The 19,920-nt window shown below is 71.2% G+C and carries 10 protein-coding genes; 5 read left to right on the plus strand and 5 right to left on the minus strand.

Translation table 11 applies throughout. The annotated features are described in order from the left end of the window. Positions 1-145: 145 nt before the first annotated feature. The 5 genes from C8250_RS18605 to C8250_RS18625 all read left to right on the plus strand — a co-directional run bounded on the left by C8250_RS18605 (position 146) and on the right by C8250_RS18625 (position 9,627). Positions 146-2,419, plus strand: a complete 2,274-nt coding sequence (locus C8250_RS18605; protein WP_138357594.1) for a bifunctional glycosyltransferase/CDP-glycerol:glycerophosphate glycerophosphotransferase — start codon at positions 146-148, stop codon at positions 2,417-2,419. An 11-nt stretch (positions 2,420-2,430) separates the two neighbouring features. Beyond that, a complete protein-coding gene (locus tag C8250_RS18610; RefSeq protein ID WP_138357595.1) occupies positions 2,431-3,354 on the plus strand; it encodes a class I SAM-dependent methyltransferase in 924 nt (307 codons plus the stop codon). Between the two features lie 247 nt (positions 3,355-3,601). Then, the gene (locus C8250_RS18615; protein WP_138357596.1) at positions 3,602-7,207 is read left to right on the plus strand and encodes a CDP-glycerol:glycerophosphate glycerophosphotransferase; all 3,606 of its coding nucleotides are present in this window, start codon (positions 3,602-3,604) and stop codon (positions 7,205-7,207) included. Positions 7,208-7,509: 302 nt separating this feature from the next. Continuing rightward, the gene (locus tag C8250_RS18620; protein WP_138357597.1) at positions 7,510-8,127 is read left to right on the plus strand and encodes a class I SAM-dependent methyltransferase; all 618 of its coding nucleotides are present in this window, start codon (positions 7,510-7,512) and stop codon (positions 8,125-8,127) included. Between the two features lie 177 nt (positions 8,128-8,304). Continuing rightward, a complete protein-coding gene (locus C8250_RS18625) occupies positions 8,305-9,627 on the plus strand; it encodes a serine/threonine-protein kinase (RefSeq protein ID WP_244809197.1) in 1,323 nt (440 codons plus the stop codon). Positions 9,628-9,724: 97 nt separating this feature from the next. Here the strand turns inward: C8250_RS18625 and C8250_RS18630 are convergent, their stop codons facing one another. From C8250_RS18630 to secA, 5 genes are all read right to left on the minus strand, one after another. Continuing rightward, positions 9,725-14,668, minus strand: a complete 4,944-nt coding sequence (locus tag C8250_RS18630) for an NAD-glutamate dehydrogenase (RefSeq protein ID WP_138357598.1) — start codon at positions 14,666-14,668, stop codon at positions 9,725-9,727. 340 nt (positions 14,669-15,008) lie between these two features. After that, entirely contained in the window at positions 15,009-15,665 is a 657-nt protein-coding gene (locus C8250_RS18635) for an HAD family hydrolase (RefSeq protein ID WP_138357599.1), read from the minus strand. A gap of 40 nt (positions 15,666-15,705) precedes the next feature. Beyond that, positions 15,706-16,212, minus strand: coding sequence for a hypothetical protein (locus C8250_RS18640; RefSeq protein ID WP_138357600.1), 507 nt, complete (start codon positions 16,210-16,212; stop codon positions 15,706-15,708). Between the two features lie 223 nt (positions 16,213-16,435). Next, positions 16,436-16,780: a hypothetical protein gene (locus tag C8250_RS18645; protein ID WP_187144893.1), complete on the minus strand. Its 345-nt coding sequence runs from the start codon at positions 16,778-16,780 to the stop codon at positions 16,436-16,438. A gap of 227 nt (positions 16,781-17,007) precedes the next feature. Further along, the gene (secA, locus tag C8250_RS18650) at positions 17,008-19,785 is read right to left on the minus strand and encodes a preprotein translocase subunit SecA (RefSeq protein WP_138358872.1); all 2,778 of its coding nucleotides are present in this window, start codon (positions 19,783-19,785) and stop codon (positions 17,008-17,010) included. Between the last annotated feature and the right edge of the window lie 135 nt (positions 19,786-19,920).

Below are 19,920 nucleotides of genomic sequence, written 5' to 3' on the forward strand. Positions count from 1 at the left end.
CGCCGTAACCAGATCACTCTCCGCGACGTTGCGCCCCATATAACGGGCACAGGCCGCGTACGTCATTGTTCATCCGATAACCGAGCAATCCTCGTGTGTACGCGGGCGCCCGTCCACAGCGCCCGCGTCAACACCTGGATGTCCCTTGCCCCGGTTCAGCGTCATCGTTCCCGCCTACAAGGTTCAGGCCTATCTGCACGCCTGCCTGGAATCCGTAACGACCCAGTCCTTCACCGACTTCGAGCTGATCGTGGTGAACGACGGCTCCCCGGACGGCAGCGGCGAGATCATCGACGAGTTCGCCGGCCGCGACCGCCGGATCACCGCCATCCACCTCCCCGAGAACGTCGGCCCCGGCCACGCCCGCAACGCCGGGCTGATCCGCGCCACCGGCGACTACCTGCTCTTCCTCGACGCCGACGACAGCCTCGCCCCCGGCTCCCTGCTGGCGATCACGGACCGCCTCAAGGAGACCGGCGGCCCCGACATCCTCGTCTTCGACTACGAGCGCACCTACTGGAACGGCGAGGCGCGGCGCAACGGCCTGGCCGGACACCTGAGCCAGACCGGGCCGGAGACGTTCACCCTCGGTGACCGCCCGGAACTGCTCCAGCTCCTCACCGTCGTCTGGAACAAGGCCTACCGCCGGGAGTTCGCCGAGCGGGTGGACCTCACCTTCCCGCCCGGCTACTACGAGGCCACCGCGTGGACGTACCCGGCGCTGCTGGCCGCCGGCACCATCGCCGTCCTGGACCAGGTGTGCGTCCGCTACCGGCAGCGCCGCCGCGGCACCGTCCTCGGCACCACCAGCCGCCGGCACTTCGACATCTTCAAGCAGTACGACCGGGTCTTCGCCTTCCTCGACAGCCATCCCCGGCTGGAGCACTGGCGGCCGGCCCTCTTCCGCCGGATGCTCGACCACCTCACCACCGTCTACAACTCCCCCGACCGGCTGCCGCGTTCATCGCGCGCCGACTACTTCAAGCGGTGCCGCGCCTACTACCGCCGGCACCGCCCGCGGGCCTTCCGCGCCCCCACCCCGTTCGGCCAGGCGGGGCTGCGCTACCTCCTGGTGCGCCTCGGGGCCCGCCGCGCCTTCCAGGCGCTCGGCGGCGTCCACCGGACACGGCTGCGGGCGCAGGCCCGGGTCGCCGCCCGGTACGGCCGGATCCGCGAGGCGGCGCTGCGGCTGCACTACCGCCTGCAGCGGCGCCGCGCCCTCGACCAGGAACTGGCGGTCTTCTCCGCGTACGGGGACCGGGGCTACGTCTGCAACCCGGCCGCGATCGAGACCCGGCTGCGCGAGCTGGCGCCGCACATCCGCACCGCCTGGGTCACCACCCCCGAGCACGCCCACACCCTGCCGCCCGGCGTACGCCGCCTGCAGCCGGGCTCGGCCGCGTTCTGGACGGCAATGGCCCGGGCCAAGTACCTGGTCACCAACGACGACCTGCACCCCCGCTACGCCAAGCGCGCCGGCCAGCTCACCCTCCAGACGCACCACGGCACCCCGCTCAAGCACATGGGCCTGGACCTGCGGGACTTCCCGGCCGCCGCGAGGTCGACGGACTTCGCACACGTCCTCGCCCAGGCGGACCTCTGGGACTACAACCTGTCGTCCAGCCGGCACTCGAGCCTCACCTGGGAACGCGCCTACCCGTCCGGCTTCACCACCCTGGAGTACGGCCAGCCCCGCAACGACGTCTACCAGCGCGCCACCACCGACGACGTGCTGCGCATCCGCGCCGAACTGGGCATTCCGCGCGACTCCACGGCCGTGCTCTACGCACCCACCCACCGCGACTACCGCGCCGGATTCCACGCCGATCTCGACGTGGAAAGGATCGCCCGCGAACTTGGCCCCGGATTCACGGTCCTGATGCGCACACATCACCTCTACGACACCGGCGCCCAGCACGCTGCCGGACAGCCGGCCTTCCTCGATGTGTCCCGGCACCCGTCCGTCGAACAGCTGTGCCTGGCCTCGGACGTGCTGCTGACCGACTACTCGTCGCTGATGTTCGACTACGCCAATCTCGACCGGCCGATCGTCATCCATGCCGAGGACTGGGAGGTCTACCGTGCCTCGCGCGGAGCCTACTTCGACATCACCGCGCACCCGCCCGGCCTCCTCGCGCGCAGCGAGGACGAGTTGATCGACATCCTCGCGACCGACGCCTGGCGCGGGCCCCGCTCGGCCCAGCTGCGCGCCGCGTTCCGCGAACGCTTCTGCCCGTACGACGACGGATACGCCGCGGAGCGCGTCGTCCGCCGGCTGTTCCTGGAGAACCGCGGGGACACCCTCCCGTCGGTGATCCCGCTCCAGGACCGCCGCCCGGCGCCCGCCCCCGGCCATGTGCGCGCGCTGTCCAGCCGCCCGCACACCGGAACCCTCTCCGCCTCACTCGCGCCCAGCTGAACGGAACACCCATGGAAGCCCCCACCAAGCCCACCGAGCAGCTCCCCACCCCCACCGAACTGGCCGAGGTGAAGGGCTGGTTCTTCCCGGCCGACCAGCTGCTCTTCGACTGGCTCCTCAGCCGTCAGCAGGAGCGCACCGAACCGGGCGATCTGCTCGAAGTGGGCGTGTACATGGGCAAGAGCGCCATCTTCACGGGCTCCTACCGACGTGAGGGAGAGCGCTTCACCGTCTGCGACCTGTTCGACGCGCCCGCCGAGGACACCGACAACAGCGCGGAGATGGCCAGGTCGTACTCCACGCTCACCCGGCGGGCGTTCGAGGCGAACTACCTCTCCTTCCACGAGGAGCTGCCGACGGTCGTGCAGGGCCTGTCCTCGGTGGTGCCCGACCATGTCACCGCCGACAGCTGCCGGTTCGTCCACATCGACGCCTCGCACCTCTACGAGCACGTCCACGCGGACATCACCGACGCCCGGGACCTGCTGAAGGCGCACGGCGTGGTCGTCCTCGACGACTTCCGCGCCGAGCACTGCCCCGGCGTCGCCGCCGCGGCCTGGCAGGCCGTGACCACCGGCGGACTGCACGTCATCTGCATCACCGAGCGGAAGCTCTACGGCACCTGGGGCGACCCGGCGGCCGTGCGCGCCGAGCTGCTGACCTGGCTGGAGACCCGTGAGGACCTCTGGCACGAGGTGCAGAGCGTCGCCGGCGAACAGCTCATCCGCATCAACGGACGGAAGGCGGCCCTGCCGGCCCAGCCCGCCTCCCGCCACCAGGCCACCACCAAGACCCCGGCGGCCCCCGCGGTCAGCCCGGCACCGGCAACCGTGGCGCCCGCACCCGCGAAGCGCCGCCGCTCCCCGCTGCGGCGCTTCGCGGTGAACGTGCTGCCGCCGTTCATCACGAAGGCAGTGGTGAGCCGCCGCGGCTGACGAGCGGGGAGGGCAACACCACTTTCCGGGCGACTACGTTGGGCGATGGAACAGCTACGCTGTGTCGACCAGATCGCCACGCCGGGTCGAGCAGGCCCGGCGACGGGAGGGGACGGGGTCGTAGGCGCGGGGGTCCGAAATGCTGCCGTGTATGTGTGGGCCGCCAGGCCCACACATACACGATTTCGGACCCCGCGCCGGAGAGCCCGGCCCCGGCACCCGCACCCGGAAAGGCCCGAGCCGCCGTATGACGCCCCGACTGACCGTCGTCGTCCCCGTCCACAACGTCGAGCAGCACCTGGAGGAATGCCTCCGGTCGGTCGCGGAACAGACGCTGGACGCACTCGATGTGGTGATGGTCGACGTCACGGACGGGGACGCGGACCATGCCCCGGAGATCGCGCGGCGGTTCGCCGCGAACGACCGGCGCTTCCGGCTGGTACGAGCCGCGCGGCCGGACGCACGGGGCGTCGGTCACGCCCGCAACGCGGGCGCCAGGCAGGCGGATCCCCGCACCACGTACCTGGCCTTCCTCGACGGTGACGACACCCTCCCGCCCCGCACGTACGAAAAGCTGGTGACCCGGCTGGACCGCTCGGGCGCGGACCTCGCCACCACCGCCGCCGCACAAGTCACGACCACGGCGACCACCACCCACATCACCCGGGACGGCGCCCTCCTCGCGGACCGTTCGGCGACGAACAAGGTGTTCCGCCGCACCTTCTGGGACCGCCACGCCCTCACGTTCCCCGAAGACGTCCGCCACGAGGACGGCGCGGTCACGATCCCCGCGCACTTCCTCGCCGAGGCCGTCGACGTCCTGCCCGAGCGCGAGCGCGACCGGCACCAGCCCCACCCCCGCCCGGCGAACCGCCGCCGCACCGACGTCCAGGACCTGCGGGACCGCTTCGCGGCCGTCGACGGCGTCAGCCGTTTCCTCGCCGGCACGTCGACGTCCATGTCAGCGTCGACGCCAACGCACAAGCTGGAGGCGCTCAAGCGGGAGTACGACCGTTCCATCCTCTCCGGTGACCTGCTGGACTGCGCCGGGGCGCTGCCGATGGCAGGCCCCGAGTACCGCGAGGTCTTCATGGACCGCGCCCGGGACTTCCTCGCCCGCGTCGACCCCTCCCTCCACGGGGAACTCCCGGTCGGGCTGCGGATCACGTGCCACCTCATCCGCGAGGGCCGGCTCGACGACCTGCTCGCCGCGCTCGCGCACGAGGAGCGCAACCACGCCGGCTTCACCGTCGCGGGCCCCCCGCTCCGCAGGCGCGCCGAGATCCCCGACGGCGCGCGCGCCGGTGGCACGATCCGGCTGCCGTACGACGTGGCCGCGCTCTCCGCGGCCGACCTCCCCGTACGGTCCCGCCTGCTGGAAACGCGCTGGCAGGACGGCAAGCTCGTCCTCAGGGGCTATGCGTACATCCAGAACCTGGACGCCTCCGCGAAGCGCAGGTCGCTCAAGACCGCGGTCCTGACGTCGGGCCGCCGCAAACTCCTGGTCCCGCTGCGTACCGTGCCGGTCCCGGAGGCCACGGACGCCTCGCGGCAGGAGCAGCACTGCTACGACTGGTCCGGCTTCGAGATCACCGTCGACCCCAAGCGGCTGCGGCGCGGCGGCCGGTGGACCGCCGGCCGGTGGCGGCTGGGCGTCACCGTGGCGACCTCCGGCGTCGTCAGGACCACCGAGGTGCACGCCGGGGACACCGGCTCCGGCGCCTCACCGGTGCCGCATCCGCTGGGTGACGGGCTGCGCCTCGTCCCCTGCTTCGAGGACGGCCGGCTGCGGCTGTCGGTCGAACCGGTCGAGGTCCGGCTGACCGGCCACCACGCAGTGGACGACGACACCGTCGAAGTGCTCGCCGTCAACAGCGGCACGGAGCAGCCGCGGACCCTGCTCCTGACCCACCGCGCCTCCGGGGCGTTCCTCGAATACCCCGCCGTCTGCCGGCCGGCCGGCTCCGCCGGAAAGCCCGGAAGCGTCGTCACCGCCCGGTTCTCCCTCGCCGACCTGGCGACCGCCCGCGCCACCGCCACCACTCCAGCCCCCGCCGACGGGACCGGCAGCGGCACCGACGGCCCGGCGGGCGCCTCCCCCGGGGCGAGCGCGACCTGGGACGTCGCCTTCACCCTGGCCGACGGGTCGACCCGGATCGCCGTCGGCCCGTCGCTGTCGCCCGGCCGGTACGCGCTCGGCACCGACCCCCTGCTCGGCGGGCTCCACCGTGAGCTGGTCCTCGGGGTCACCGCCGCCGGCGACCTGGAGCTGCGGGACCGTACGCTCCGCGCCGTGGCCGACCAGGTGGGACTGCAGGCGGACGGTTCGCTGCTCATCGAGGGCGAACTGCCGGCCAGGACCCCCGAGGGAGCCGAACTGGTGCTGCGGCACGGCACGCACCGGGCGGAGGCCGCCTTCCCGGTCACCGCGGACGGGGACCGTTTCAGCGTGACCGTCCGGCCCGCGGAGGCCGCGCCGACCGAGGGGCACTGGTACCTCCACCTGCGCACCGGCAGCGCGGAGAACACCGACGTCACCGGCGAGACCCCCGTCCACGTGGCCCCGTGCGCGTTCCCGTCGCTTCCTCTCCCGCTCCCGGTCCCGACGCAGCTGCCGGACGCCGACCGGGCCCTCACGCTGGACCGCCGCTGCCACGACCAGCTGTTCCTGGACGCCGGTCCCACCGTGGCGCCGGAGGACCGCGGCCCGTACCGCGGCCGCCTGCTGCGCGAGCGGCACTATCCGCAGGCTCGCGCCCGTACGCTGCGCGACACCGTGCTGTACAGCAGCTTCGACGGGCGCCAGTACTCCGACTCGCCGCGCGCCGTGCACGAGGAGCTGGTGCGCCGCGGCGCCGCCCTGGACCACCTGTGGGTGGTCGGCGACGCCCGTGTGCAGCTGCCGCCCACCGTGCGCGCCGTCACCCATGGCAGCGCGGCGTGGCACGAGGCGCTCGCCCGCAGCCGTCATCTGGTCACCAACACCCACCTGCCCGCCTGGTTCGAGCGGCGCGAGGGCCAGCGGGTCGTCCAGACCTGGCACGGCACCCCCGTCAAGCGCATCGGCCAGGACCTGGCCGGCACCCTGTGCGCCGACCTCGCCCACCTGTGGCCGCAGCCCCTGCGCGGCCACCAGTGGGACGTACTGATCTCCCCGAACCCGTACAGCACCCCGCTGCTGCGCCAGGCGCTCGGTTACGACGGTGAGGTCGTCGAGACCGGGCTGCCGCGCACCGATCTGCTCTTCGCCGACGACCGGGACAAGCTCGCCGAGGAGGTCCGCACCCAGCTCGGTCTCCCGGCGGACAAGCGGGTCGTCCTGTACGCCCCCACCCAGCGCGACGACCGGGCGTACGACGACCGGCACTACCGGCTGGACCTGGCTCTGGACCTCGCCGCCGCCGAGTCGGCGCTCGCCGCCGACCACGTGCTCCTGGTGCGCGCCCATCCGCTGGTCGCGGACCGGGTGCCGGTCAACGGCGGCGGTTTCGCCCGCGATGTGTCCGGCTACCCGGATCTCGCGGAGCTGCTGCTGATCGCGGACGTGCTCGTCACCGACTACTCGTCCGTGATGGCCGACTTCGCCAACACCGGGCGCCCCATGCTGTTCCTCACGCCGGACCTGGACCACTACCGGGACACCGTCCGCGGTTTCTACCTCGATTTCGAGGCCCAGGCGCCCGGCCCGCTGCTGCGCAGCACCGACGACCTGATCGGCGCGTTGCGCGATCTGGACTCCGTCATCCGGCGCAGTGCGGAGAGCTATGCCCGTTTCCACACCGCTTTCTGCCCCCTGGACGACGGCTCGGCCGCCTCCCGGGTCGCTGACCTGCTGTTTTCCGATCAAGGGTGAGAGCCCGCCGGCCACCGTGCCGGACGGCCCTGGTATTTGCGTTCTCCGCGCTGCTAGCGTTCACGTAAACCGGGCTGGTTTCACCCCGGCTGGTGTTGATCGCGTCAGACTCGATTGTTCGCTGAGCGACCGAGCAGCGTGAGCCAGGAATCCCCCTTCTTCGGCTGGGGGAGGATTCAAGAAGAGTGCCTCCCGTCCAGGTCGGCTCAGACAGGGTCGCCCGCCGCCGGTCCCCGGGCCGGGCCCGGCCTCTCGTCACCCAGCGTTCTTCCCGTTCATCCCAGAGAAAGCTACTCCGGCTGATGTCCGACACCTCGCAGGACCGTAAGAGCACCGCCGACGCCAACTACACCGAGCGTCTGGCGACCCTGGAAAAGGCCGGCATCAAGCGGCTGCTTCCCACGCAGGCCCCGTACCGCTGGAACCTGCGCCGCCTGAAGCTGGGCCGGGTGCTCGACATCGGCTGCGGACTGGGCCGGAACCTGCAGAACTGCGGTCCGGACAGCGTGGGTGTGGACCACAACCCGACGTCGGTGGCGACCGCCCGTGAGCGCGGTCTGACCGCGTACACCCCGGAGGAGCTGGCCGAGGCCGCGGACTGCGGGCCCGGTTCGTTCGACAGCCTGCTCTGCGCGCACGTGCTGGAGCACCTGGACGAGGACGTCGCGTCCGGTCTGCTCGCCCAGTACCTGCCGTACCTCAAGCCCGGCGGCTCGGTGGTGCTCATCACCCCGCAGGAGGCCGGCTACCGCACGGACGCCACGCATGTGCGCTTCGTCGGCTTCGAGGAGCTGCGGGCCTACGCCGACGAGGCGGGTCTGACCACGAAGCGCACGTACTCCTTCCCGTTCCCCCGCGCGGCCGGGAAGATCTTCCCCTACAACGAGTTCGTCCTGGTCTCCTCGGCTCCGACGGCCTGACCGGCCGCACTCCGCGAACCAGCCGCGCCCCCGTCCACCCGGTCCGCCGGGAGGGCGGGGGCGCAGTCGTCCCCGCGGGGCGGAACACGGCCGTGGAGCATCCTTTTCCTGGCCGGATTCCCCTGCCATGCACAGGAGTTCGGACCGATAGCATCGTTCCTCGATCGCCAATCGGGGGTGCCGGACATCGCCAGCAACGACAGCGACAGCGGCGACGCGCCCGGCGCTCTCGGCGCACTGCGGCCGGACGATCCCCGCGAGATCGCCGGGTACCGGCTGCTCGCCAGGATCGGCGAGGGCGGCCTGGGCACCGTCTATCTGTCGCACACCCCGGGCGGGCAGCCCGCGGCCCTGAAGGTGATCCGCCGGGAGTACGCGCGGGACAAGGAGTTCCGCCGGCGTTTCCAGCGGGACGTGCGGGCCGCACGGGACGTCCGGGGCTACCACGTCGTCCCGATCGTCGGCCATGACTCCACCGGGGACCGGCCCTGGCTGGCCACCGCCTACGTACCCGGCCTCTCCCTCGACGACGCGCTCACCGCCTTCGGGCCGCTGCCGCTCCCCGCCGCCCTGCAGCTGACCGGCTGTGTGGCCGAGGGGCTGCGCGCGGTGCACGCCGGCGGCATCGTGCACCGCGATCTCCAGCCGGGCAACGTCCTGCTCAGCGACGACGGTCCCTGGCTGGCCGACTTCGGCATAGCCAGGGCCGCCGAATCCACCCGTCCGACGCGTGGCGGCGGCCTCATCACGACCCCGCAGTACATGTCGCCCGAGCACGCCAACGGGGACGCCCTCACGCCCGCCAGCGACATCTTCTCGCTCGGCCTGCTCGCCGCGGTGGTCGCGACCGGCCGCCATCCGTACGGCGAACTCGGTCCCGGCGGCCCCATCAGCCTCGCCACCCGGATCGCCAACACCGCCCTCCGGCCACCGGACCTGTCCGGCTACCCGGACCTGTTGCGACCGGTACTGGAGCGCTGTCTGGCCGCCGATCCCGCCGACCGGCCCGAGCCCGCCGAACTGGCCGGACTGTGCGAGCGGGCCGCCGGACGGCCGCTGCGCGATGTCACCGACTGGCTGCCCGAGCCGCTGACGGCGGAGATCGTCCGGCGCGCGGCCGCGGCCCAGCGGCCGCCCGAGCCGGAATCCATAACATTAGGCGACTCGGCACCGGACTCCGCACCGGACCCTTCCGCCGAGCCGGCTCCCGGCAACCTCTTCGGCCCGGTCGTCTCCACCTGGTCCAACTGGGGCACCGCCACACCCGACGTACCGCCGGTGGGCGGCAAGTACCGCCAGCAGACGCTGCTCGCGATCGCCGGCAGCGTCGTCGCCCTGCTCCTCGCGGTGACCCTGACCTTCGCCTTCTTGCGGAACGGCGACCACCGCCCGCCACCGGCCACCCCTTCACCGGCGCCCGGCACCTCGCGGTGCTGCGGAACACCGGTATCGCCCCAGGGGCCGGCACCGAGCGCACCCGTGCCGGGAACGGCCGGCTGACGCACCCCCGAGCGCACGAACGCCGGCCGGGCCCCGGTGTACGGGGTCCGGCCGGCGTTCACGGTCCTGCGTCGGCGTGGGCCTGTCGGCCCCCGCCTCAGCGGCGGGCGCGCAGCAGCGTACGGAACGTCCGCATCGCGACCGACAGGTTCGCGAGGTCGAACTCCTCCGAGCCCTGGATCTCGTCGAGGGTGGTCCTGGCACGGCCGATGAGCGCCGCGTTCTGCTCCTCCCACGCCTTGAAGCGCTGCTCCGGGTTGGAGGTGCCGTTCCCGGCGGACAGCACGTCGGCGGTGAGCGAGGCGTGCGCCGCGAAGAGGTCCTCGCGGATGGCCGCGCGGGCCATCGACTGCCAGCGGTCGGCCCGCGGCAGTTCGATGATGCGGTCCAGCAGCTTGGTGATCTGGAGCCGGTCGGCGAGGTCGTAGTAGATCTCGGCGACCTCGAGCGGGTCCTTGCCGGTGCGGTCCGCGACATCGACGATGTCGAGGGCCGGGAAGGCGGACGAGAAGCCCGCGACCCGGGTGGCCAGTTCCTCCGGGACACCCGCGCCGGTCAGCTCGTCATGGATGCTCTGGTACCACTCCAGGTCGGCGCCGCGCGTCAGCTTCGGCAGCTGGGACCAGACGGTGGCCACCCCGTCGCGGAAGAACTCGATCGTCCCGGCGATCTCCAGCGGCTGCGGCCGGTTGTTGAGCAGCCAGCGCGTGGCACGCTCGACGAGCCGGCGCGAGTGCAGCCGGATCCGGGTCAGCACATCGGCGTCCACGACGTTGTCGAGCGCTTCGACGTCGTCCCAGATCGCGGAGAGCCCGAAGATCGCGCGGGCCGCGGTGTGCGCCCTGACGATCTCCTCGCCGGTCGCGCCGATCTCCTCGCGGAAACGGTGCAGGAAGGTCGTGCCACCGGTGTTGACGGTGTCGTTGACCAGCATCGTCGTGACGATCTCACGGTGCAGCGCGTGGCTCTCGATCTGCGTCTCGAACCGCTCGCGCAGCGGCTTGGGGAAGTAGTCGTGCAGCAGCGTGCGCAGGTACGGATCCTCCGGGAGGTCGGTGTGGATCAGCTCCTCCGCGACAGTGATCTTCGTGTACGCCATCAGCACGGACAGCTCGGGCTGGCTCAGCCCCTGCCCGTTGGCGAGCCGCTCGCGGATCTGCCGGTCGGTGGGAAGGAACTCCAGCGCCCGGTCGAGCCGGCCGTCGCGCACCAGCTTGCGCATGAAGCGCTGGTGGGCGTGGAGCAGGCTGGACGCCTGCGCCATGCCGTTCCCGAGCGCGACGTTCTGCGCGTAGTTGTTGCGCAGCACCAGGCTGCCGACCTCGTCGGTCATCGCGGCGAGCAGCGTGTTGCGCTGCTTGACGGTCAGATCGCCGTCCGCGACCACGCTGTTGAGCAGGATCTTGATGTTGACCTCGTGGTCCGAGGCGTCCACGCCGGCGCTGTTGTCGATCGCGTCGGTGTTGATCCGGCCGCCGTTGAGCGCGAACTCGATACGGCCGAGCTGCGTCAGCCCCAGGTTGCCGCCCTCGCCGACGACCTTGACCCGCAGGTCCGCGCCGTCGACGCGGATCGCGTCGTTGGCCTTGTCGCCGACGTCGGTGTGCGATTCGGTCGAGGCCTTGACGTAGGTGCCGATGCCGCCGTTCCAGAGCAGGTCCACAGGGGCCTGCAGGATCGCCTTCATCAGCTCGGCGGGGGTCAGCTTGGCGACGTTCCCCTCGATGCCGAGCGCCTTGCGGACCTGCGCGGTGATCGGGATGGCCTTGGCGCTGCGCGGGTGGATGCCGCCGCCCGCCGAGATGAGCGAGCTGTCGTAGTCCGCCCACGAGGAGCGCGGCAGCTCGAACATCCGGCGCCGCTCGGCGTAGGACACCGCCGCGTCGGGGGTCGGGTCCAGGAAGATGTGCCGGTGGTCGAAGGCGGCGATCAGCTGGATGTGCTCGCTGAGCAGCATCCCGTTGCCGAACACGTCGCCCGACATGTCGCCGACGCCGACGACCGTGAAGTCCTCGGACTGCGTGTTGTGGCCCATCTCGCGGAAGTGCCGCTTGACGGACTCCCAGGCGCCCTTGGCCGTGATGCCCATCTTCTTGTGGTCGTAGCCGACCGAGCCGCCGGAGGCGAACGCGTCGCCCAGCCAGAAGCCGTAGCTGACGGCGACCTCGTTGGCGATGTCGGAGAAGGACGCGGTGCCCTTGTCCGCGGCGACGACCAGGTACGTGTCGTCCTCGTCGTGCCGCACCACGCCGTTCGGCGGGACGACCTCGCCGCCCACCAGGTTGTCGGTGATGTCGAGCAGGCCGGAGATGAAGGTCTTGTACGAGGCGATGCCCTCGGCCAGCCACGCGTCACGGTCCACCGCCGGGTCGGGCAGCCGCTTGCCGACGAAGCCGCCCTTGGCGCCGACCGGCACGATCACGGTGTTCTTCACCATCTGCGCCTTGACCAGGCCCAGCACCTCGGTACGGAAGTCCTCGCGCCGGTCGGACCAGCGCAGCCCGCCGCGGGCGACCTTGCCGAAGCGCAGGTGGACACCCTCGACCCGCGGTGAGTACACCCAGATCTCGAAGGCCGGGCGGGGCGCGGGCAGGTCCGGGATCTCCTGCGGGTCGAACTTCATCGACAGGTAGCTGTGCGGCTGCCCGTCGTCGCGGCGCTGGAAGTAGTTGGTGCGCAGCGTCGCCTTGATGAGGGTGAGGAAGGACCGCAGGATGCGGTCCTCGTCCAGCGAGGCGACCTGGTCGAGCGCGCCGTCGAGCTCCTCAAGGAGCCCGTCGGTCAGCTCCTTGCCGGCCCGCTGGTGGTCCGGGGACATCCGGGCCTGGAAGAGGTTCACCAGCAGCCGGGTGGTGTGGACGTTGTTCCGGAGGGTGTCCTCCATGTAGTCCTGGCTGAAGGTGGAGCCGGCCTGCCGCATGTACTTGGCGTAGGCGCGCAGCACCATGGCCTGGCGCCAGTTCAGCCCGGCGCGCAGCACCAGGGAGTTGAAGCCGTCGTTCTCCGCCTCGTCGGTCCAGGTGGCGGCGAACGTCTCCTGGAAGCGCTCACGGGCGTCGTCGCCGAGATCGCCGAGGGAGGGGTCGAGCCGCAGGCCGAAGTCGTACACCCAGGCGCGGGTGTGGTCGGTGCGGCGCAGCTCGTAGGGGCGCTCGTCCACGACCTCGACGCCGAGCTTCTGCAGCACCGGCAGAACGGCGGAGAGCGAGACGGGCGCACCGGTGCGGTAGATCTTGAAGCGGCGCTCCCCGGGAGCCGCGCCGACCGGCTCGTACAGGCTGAGGGTGAAGTCGCCCTCGGGCTTGAGCTGTTCGATGTGCTGCAGGTCCGCGACGGCCGAACGGGGGGTGAAGTCCGCCCGGTAGCCGTCGGGGAAGGCCTGGGCGTAGCTGCGGGTCAGCTCGGCGGCCCGCTCCTCGCCGCATTCGGCGGTGAGCGCCTCGGCGAAGCCGTCGGCCCAGGAGCGGGCCGCCTCGACGAGCCGGGCCTCGATCCGGTCGATCTCGGCCTCGGTGAGGTCGGTGAGGGCCGTGCCGGGCGCCACGCGGACGACGAAGTGCAGCCGGGAGAGCACCGATTCGGTGTTCCAGGCGGTGAAGTCGACGCTGTGGCCGTTCAGCTCGTCCTGGAGGATGTTGGTGAGCCGCAGCCGCACCGCCGTGGTGTAGCGGTCGCGCGGCAGGTAGACCAGCGCGGAGTAGTAGCGGCCGTACTCGTCCTGCCGCAGGAACAGCCGCAGCCGGCGGCGCTCCTGCAGGTACAGCACGCTGGTGACGATGGAGCGCAGCTCGTCGGCCGGGGTCTGGAACAGCTCGTCGCGCGGGTAGGTCTCCAGGATCTGGAGCAGGTCGCGGCCGTCGTGGCTGTCCGGGGTGAAGCCGGCGCCCTCCAGCACCTCCTCCACCTTGCGGCGGATCACCGGGACGCGGCGCACCGACTCGGTGTACGCGGCTGAGGAGAACAGGCCCAGGAAGCGCCGCTCGCCGATGACGTTGCCCTCGGCGTCGAACTTCTTCACCCCGACGTAGTCGAGGTAGGAGGGCCGGTGGACGGTGGAGCGGCTGTTGGCCTTGGTGAGGATCAGCAGCTTGTGCTCACGGGCCTTGGCCCGTGCGTCGGCCGGCAGCCGGTTGAACGACGGGGAGCCGGGGTGCGTGCCGTCGTCCCCGTGCTGGGGGTCGGAGCGCAGGATGCCCAGGCCGGTGCCGGCGATCGCCGACAGGACGTCCTCGCCGCTGCCGTCCGGGCCGGCGTCGGTGGTCAGCTCGTACTCGCGGTAGCCGAGGAAGGTGAAGTGGTCGTCGGCGAGCCACTTCATCAGCTCCCAGGCCTCGCCGACCTCCTGCTCGGGCAGCGGCGGCGGCGTCGCGGCGAGCTCCTCGGCGATCCGGAGCGTGGCCTCGCGCATCTTCGTCCAGTCCTCGACGGACTCACGGACGTCGGACAGCGCGCCGCGCAACTCCGCGGTGATCTGCTTGAGATCCTCGCGGTCGGTCTCACGGTCGATCTCGACGTGGATCCAGGACTCGGTGAGCGCGTCGTGCGGGAGGTTGTCGGGGTCGCCGCCGTTGTCGTGCAGCGAGCACCCGTTGCCGATGATCTCCAGCAGCTTGCCCGTCACGTCGCGGCGCACCACGATCTGCGGGTGGACCACCACATGGATCGCCCGGTCGGCCTGCGACAGGGCGTTGGTGACCGAGTCGACGAGGAAGGGCATGTCGTCGGTGACGACCTCGACGACGGTGTGGCTGCAGGCCCAGCCGTTCTCTTCGACCGTCGGGGTGTGGACCCGGACATTCGCGGTGCCCTGCGGGCGTACCTCTGCGAGCCGGTGGTGGGACAGTGCCGCGCCGAACACGTCGACCGGATCGCGGTCGAGCAGGTCCTCCGGTGCACTGTGCAGGTAGTAGCGCTGGAGGAACGCGGTCAGCGCCTCTGCGTCGAGGCCCTGGCCGGGGTGTCCCCCTGCCGGGCTGTTCTCAGCTACCCGGGCCGCCCGTACGAGCAGCTCGGCCTTGGCTTCGTCCAGCTTGGTCTGCATGTCCTCTGACTCCTGTCGCGCGCCGTTGCGTGACGTCGGGTGATGGCGCGGCGTCCCGGGGCGCGGGTTCACCGCTACGGGACGACGCTATGCCGGGATACAGGGGCGCCGTACCGTTGTTTACGGATCGGACCCGCCTGCATGGATCAACGCTGATCACGCAGTAAGGCTATCGCTCCGGCCCGGGGGGCTGTCAGGGGACGCCTCTGTACAAAACCTGGCCGGATTCTTGGACCAAATGGACAGCGCGCAAACAGCCGGATGTCCGATCCGGTCAGGCCCCGTCATCCCGGGGCCGGCCGACCGGCCCTGGTCATTCAGGGCCGATCATCCGGACCTGTCATCCCGCGGTGAGCCGCCGGGCGGCCTCGACCGCCTCCGCGAGCGAATCCACCACCGGCACCCCGGCGGCCGCCAGACTGACCCGGCTGTGCGACCCCCCGGTGTACAGAACGGCGTGTGCGCCCGCGTGGGCCGCCGCCAGCGCGTCGTCCACCGCATCGCCGATGACGACGACGCGGTCGGGTGAGACGCCCTCCAGGGCGGCGAGGTGGCGGACCATCTGCTCGGCCTTGCCGCCGCCGGACGGCCCGGTCGCGCCGTCCATCCGGACGAAGTGCCGCTCGATGCCGTGGGTGCGCACGATCGGTATCAGCAGATCGTGCGGGGCGAGCGAACAGAGCGACTGCGTCAGCCCCGCGTGCTGCTGGGCGGCGAGCAGCTCGGCCGCGCCCTCGGCGAGACCGCAGTTCCCCGCCCGCTCCCAGTAGTGCCGGTGGAACGCCTCGTCCATCACCACCCACTCCGCGTCCGTGGGCAGCCGGCCGATCAGCCGCTCGTAGAACTTCGGCACCGGCACGCAGTACAGCTCGCGGTAGCGGTCCAGGGTGATCGGGGACAGGCCGAGCTCGGCGAAGGAGGCGTTCGTGGCCTCCAGCACCGCGTCGATGTCGTGGAAAAGGGTCCCGTTCCAGTCCCACACCAGATGAGCGTTCACGCACCCGACGTTACCCGGCGGGTACGACAGCCCGGCGGCCTCAGCCGATCAGGTTGGGGATCTCCTGCGTCGCGAACCAGAGCAGCTCGTGGTCCTCCGCGCCGTCGACGGTGAACTGGGCGTCGTCGTCGCCCGCGTCGGCCGCACCCAGCGCCAGCGCCGCGGCGGTCACGTCCTGCTCCGCGTCGGTGGCGTCCAGGTGTACGGCGGCGGCATCGCTCATCGACACCACCGCGGCCAGCCGGACCTCGCCGAGGGCGGCGGCGTCCAGCCCGCGGTCCGGGTCGAAGGCGACGGCCGACTCCGGCACGTCCACCGCGAGCACGATGCGGCGGCGCGGGGCGTCGGGGTTCACGGCGAGCTGCCGGAGCGACGCCTGGGCGGCCCGGGTCAGCGCCGCGTACTCCAGCTCCTCGATGTCGTCGGAGACGTACCACTCGCGAAGGCTGGGGGTGACCGCGTAGGCGTCCAGCGGTGCGGGGCCCAGTTCGCCCGCCTTGTGGGCCTCGGCCAGGCCGGACAGGGTCGTGGGGATGTAGACGCGCATGGCCGTCAGCATACGTGCGTAACGGCGCGACCACGCGGATAGGTGAAACGGCCGCCCGCGTCCCGCGCCGGCGGACCGCGTTGTCCCCGCCCCCCGGTGGCGCGTACAACCGGGTTACCGAACGGTAGAAACCGGTGGCCCGGGTACGTACCCGGCCACAACCGGCCGAATCCGGCGGATCCCGCCGGCACCGCACCACGGGGGTATCAGCATGGCCGTCACCTCACCAGCGTCCGCCCGTCCCGGCCCGGCCCGCACCCGCCGGTCCGGGCCGCCCAACCGGCACGACCACCGGCGCCCGCCGGTCCGGGCGGGCCGGCCGGCCGCCGTTCCGCCACACCTGTGGTTCGCCGGCCGGCTGCTCACCGTCCTCACCGGACGGCAGCCCATCAGCTGCCTCGCCGGCCGGGTCCGCGGCCCCGCCTACGACCGGCTCTGGGAGCTGGTGACCTCCCGCGCCGACTGGCAGCGCCGGGCCCGCGGGGAAGCACCCTACGTCCACAGCTGCCAGGTCGCGCGGCAGCACGACGGCGCCCTGGAGGTGACGGCCGTCGTCTCCCTGGCCCATGACGCCTTCCGCGCCATCGCCTTCCGGCTGGAGCGCGGCCCGGCGGGCGGAACGGGCGGGGACGCCGACGGGGCGGGCGGGGGGTGTCTGGCGCTGCACCGCGGTCGAGGCCCGCTGACCCGCCGCCCCCGCGGCCTCGTGGGAACGCGGCCGGGGCCGGACCCCCGCGATGGGAGTCCGGCCCCGGCCGGTGCTTACCGCGCGACTTTTCGCGCCGTGCGCCCGCGCTACTTCTTGCGGCGCTTGCCGCCCTTGGCGGCCTTGCGGCGCTCCGCGCGCGTCTGGCCGTCCCCGTCGGAACCGGCACCCTCGCTCTCGAAGTCGCCCTCGACGACACCGCCCTCGCCGTCCACCGAAGGAGCGGAGAAGTGCAGCCGGTCCGCCCGCTTCGGGGCCTCCAGGCCCTTGGCGCGGATCTCCGGACGGGCGTCCTTGACGAGCGACGGCGCCGCGTCCTCGACCGGGACCTCCTCGACCTGCTGCTCGACCTGGACGTCCAGGTTGAACAGGTAGCCGACGGACTCCTCCTTGATGCCCTCCATCATGGCGGTGAACATGTCGAAGCCCTCGCGCTGGTACTCGACCAGCGGGTCGCGCTGCGCCATGGCGCGCAGCCCGATGCCCTCCTGGAGGTAGTCCATCTCGTAGAGGTGCTCGCGCCACTTGCGGTCCAGCACCGACAGGACCACGCGCCGCTCCAGCTCGCGCATGACGTCACCGGAGAGCTGCGCCTCGCGCTCCTCGTACTGCTCGGTGATGTCGTCCTTGACGGTCTCGGCGATGAACTCGGCGGTGATGCCGGCCCGGTCGCCGGCCGCGTCCTCCAGGTCCTCGACGGTGATCTTGATCGGGTAGAGCTGCCCGAAGGCGTTCCACAGCCGGTCCAGGTCCCAGTCCTCGGCGAAGCCGTCCTTCGTCTCGGCGTCGATGTACGCCTCGATCGTGTCGTCCATGAAGTGCCGCACCTGCTCGTGCAGGTCCTCGCCCTCCAGGACGCGGCGGCGCTCGCCGTAGATGACCTCGCGCTGGCGGTTGAGCACCTCGTCGTACTTCAGGACGTTCTTGCGGATCTCGAAGTTCTGCTGCTCGACCTGCGACTGGGCGGACGCGATCGCGCGCGTCACCATCTTGTTCTCGATCGGGACGTCGTCCGGCACATTGGCCATCGACATCACGCGCTCGACCATCTGCGCCTTGAACAGGCGCATCAGGTCGTCACCGAGGGAGAGGTAGAAGCGGGACTCGCCCGGGTCGCCCTGACGGCCGGAGCGGCCGCGCAGCTGGTTGTCGATCCGGCGGGACTCGTGGCGCTCGGTGCCCAGCACGTACAGGCCGCCGAGCTCCTTGACCTCTTCGAACTCGGCCTTGACGGCCGCCTCGGCGCGCTCCAGCGCCGCCGGCAGGTCCGCGGCCCACTCCTCGACGTGCTCGACCGGGTCCAGGCCGCGCTGGCGCAGCTCGGCCTCGGCGAGGTCCTCGGGGTTGCCGCCGAGCTTGATGTCGGTGCCACGGCCGGCCATGTTCGTGGCGACGGTGACCGCGCCCTTGCGGCCGGCCTGGGCGACGATGGACGCCTCCCGGTCGTGCTGCTTGGCGTTCAGCACCTCGTGCGGGACACCGCGCTTGGACAGCTGCGCCGACAGGTACTCGGACTTCGCGACCGAGACGGTGCCGACCAGGACCGGCTGGCCCTTCTCGTGCTTCTCTGCGATGTCCTCGACGACCGCCGCGAACTTCGCCTCCTCGGTGCGGTAGATCAGGTCCGCCCGGTCCAGCCGCGCGAGGTCGCGGTTGGTCGGGATCGGGACGACACCGAGCTTGTAGATCTGGTGGAACTCGGCGGCCTCGGTCATGGCCGTACCGGTCATGCCGGAGAGCTTGTCGTAGAGGCGGAAGAAGTTCTGCAGGGTGATCGTGGCGAGGGTCTGGTTCTCGTCCTTGATGTCCACCCCTTCCTTCGCCTCGATCGCCTGGTGCATGCCCTCGTTGTAGCGGCGGCCCGCGAGGATACGGCCGGTGTGCTCGTCGACGATCATGACTTCGCCGTCCATGACGACGTAGTCCTTGTCGTTCTTGTAGAGCTCCTTGGCCTTGATCGCGTTGTTCAGGTAACCGACGAGCGGGGTGTTCACCGACTCGTAGAGGTTGTCGATGCCGAGCCAGTCCTCGACCTTGGCGACGCCGCTCTCGTGGATGGCGACCGTGCGCTTCTTCTCGTCGACCTCGTAGTCGCCGGTCTCCTCGACGCCGATGCTGCCGGCCTCGCCCTTGTTCAGCCGCTTCACCAGGCGCGCGAAGTCGGCGTACCACTTGGTGGCCTGGTCGGCGGGGCCGGAGATGATCAGCGGGGTACGGGCCTCGTCCACGAGGATCGAGTCGACCTCGTCGACGATCGCGAAGTTGTGGCCGCGCTGCACCAGCTCGTCCTTCGACCACGCCATGTTGTCGCGCAGGTAGTCGAAGCCGAACTCGTTGTTGGTGCCGTACGTGATGTCGCAGTTGTACATCTCGCGGCGCTGCGCCGGCGACATGTTCGCCAGGATGCAGCCGACCTCGAGGCCGAGGAATTTGTGCACCCGGCCCATCCACTCCGAGTCACGCTCGGCGAGGTAGTCGTTGACGGTGATGAGGTGGACGCCCTTGCCGGAGATCGCGTTCAGGTACGCGGGCAGGGTGCCGACCAGGGTCTTGCCCTCACCGGTGCGCATTTCTGCGACATATCCGAGGTGGAGAGCTGCGCCGCCCATCATCTGGACGTCGTAGTGACGCTGGCCGAGCACGCGCTTGGCGGCCTCACGGACCGTGGCGAACGCCTCGGGAAGCAGGTCGTCGAGGGTCTCGCCGCCCTCGAACCGTTCCTTGTACTCGTCGGTGAGGGCCCGCAGCTCGGCGTCCGTCAGATTGACGAAGTCCTCTTCAATGGAATTGACCTGGTCCGCGATGCGGTGCAGCTTGCGCAGGATCTTGCCTTCGCCTGCACGCATGAGCTTGTTGAAGACGGACACGTAGGCTGGCTCCTTGCCGGTCGGGCCTGGCACGTAATCTCGCGCTGGGCACAGCGGGATGCACTCCGCCGCAACGGCCATCGTAAGCGAGGACACCTGCAGGCCGGGAGGTCCGTCAGCACACCGGTCCGCCGT

Origin of the sequence: Streptomyces sp. So13.3 (assembly GCF_005860785.2) — a bacterium.
GTDB classification, from domain to species: domain Bacteria; phylum Actinomycetota; class Actinomycetes; order Streptomycetales; family Streptomycetaceae; genus Actinacidiphila; species Actinacidiphila fildesensis.

Bases quoted from the DNA above. Each gene is read 5' to 3' on its own strand.
- C8250_RS18615 (WP_138357596.1), top strand. From the start codon at position 3,602: ATGACGCCCCGACTGACCGTCGTCGTCCCCGTCCACAACGTCGAGCAG.
- C8250_RS18645 (WP_187144893.1), bottom strand. From the start codon at position 16,780: ATGGGCCAGGGAGACGACGGCCGTCACCTCCAGGGCGCCGTCGTGCTG.
- C8250_RS18610 (WP_138357595.1), top strand. From the start codon at position 2,431: ATGGAAGCCCCCACCAAGCCCACCGAGCAGCTCCCCACCCCCACCGAA.
- C8250_RS18640 (WP_138357600.1), bottom strand. From the start codon at position 16,212: ATGCGCGTCTACATCCCCACGACCCTGTCCGGCCTGGCCGAGGCCCAC.
- C8250_RS18620 (WP_138357597.1), top strand. From the start codon at position 7,510: ATGTCCGACACCTCGCAGGACCGTAAGAGCACCGCCGACGCCAACTAC.
- C8250_RS18630 (WP_138357598.1), bottom strand. From the start codon at position 14,668: ATGCAGACCAAGCTGGACGAAGCCAAGGCCGAGCTGCTCGTACGGGCG.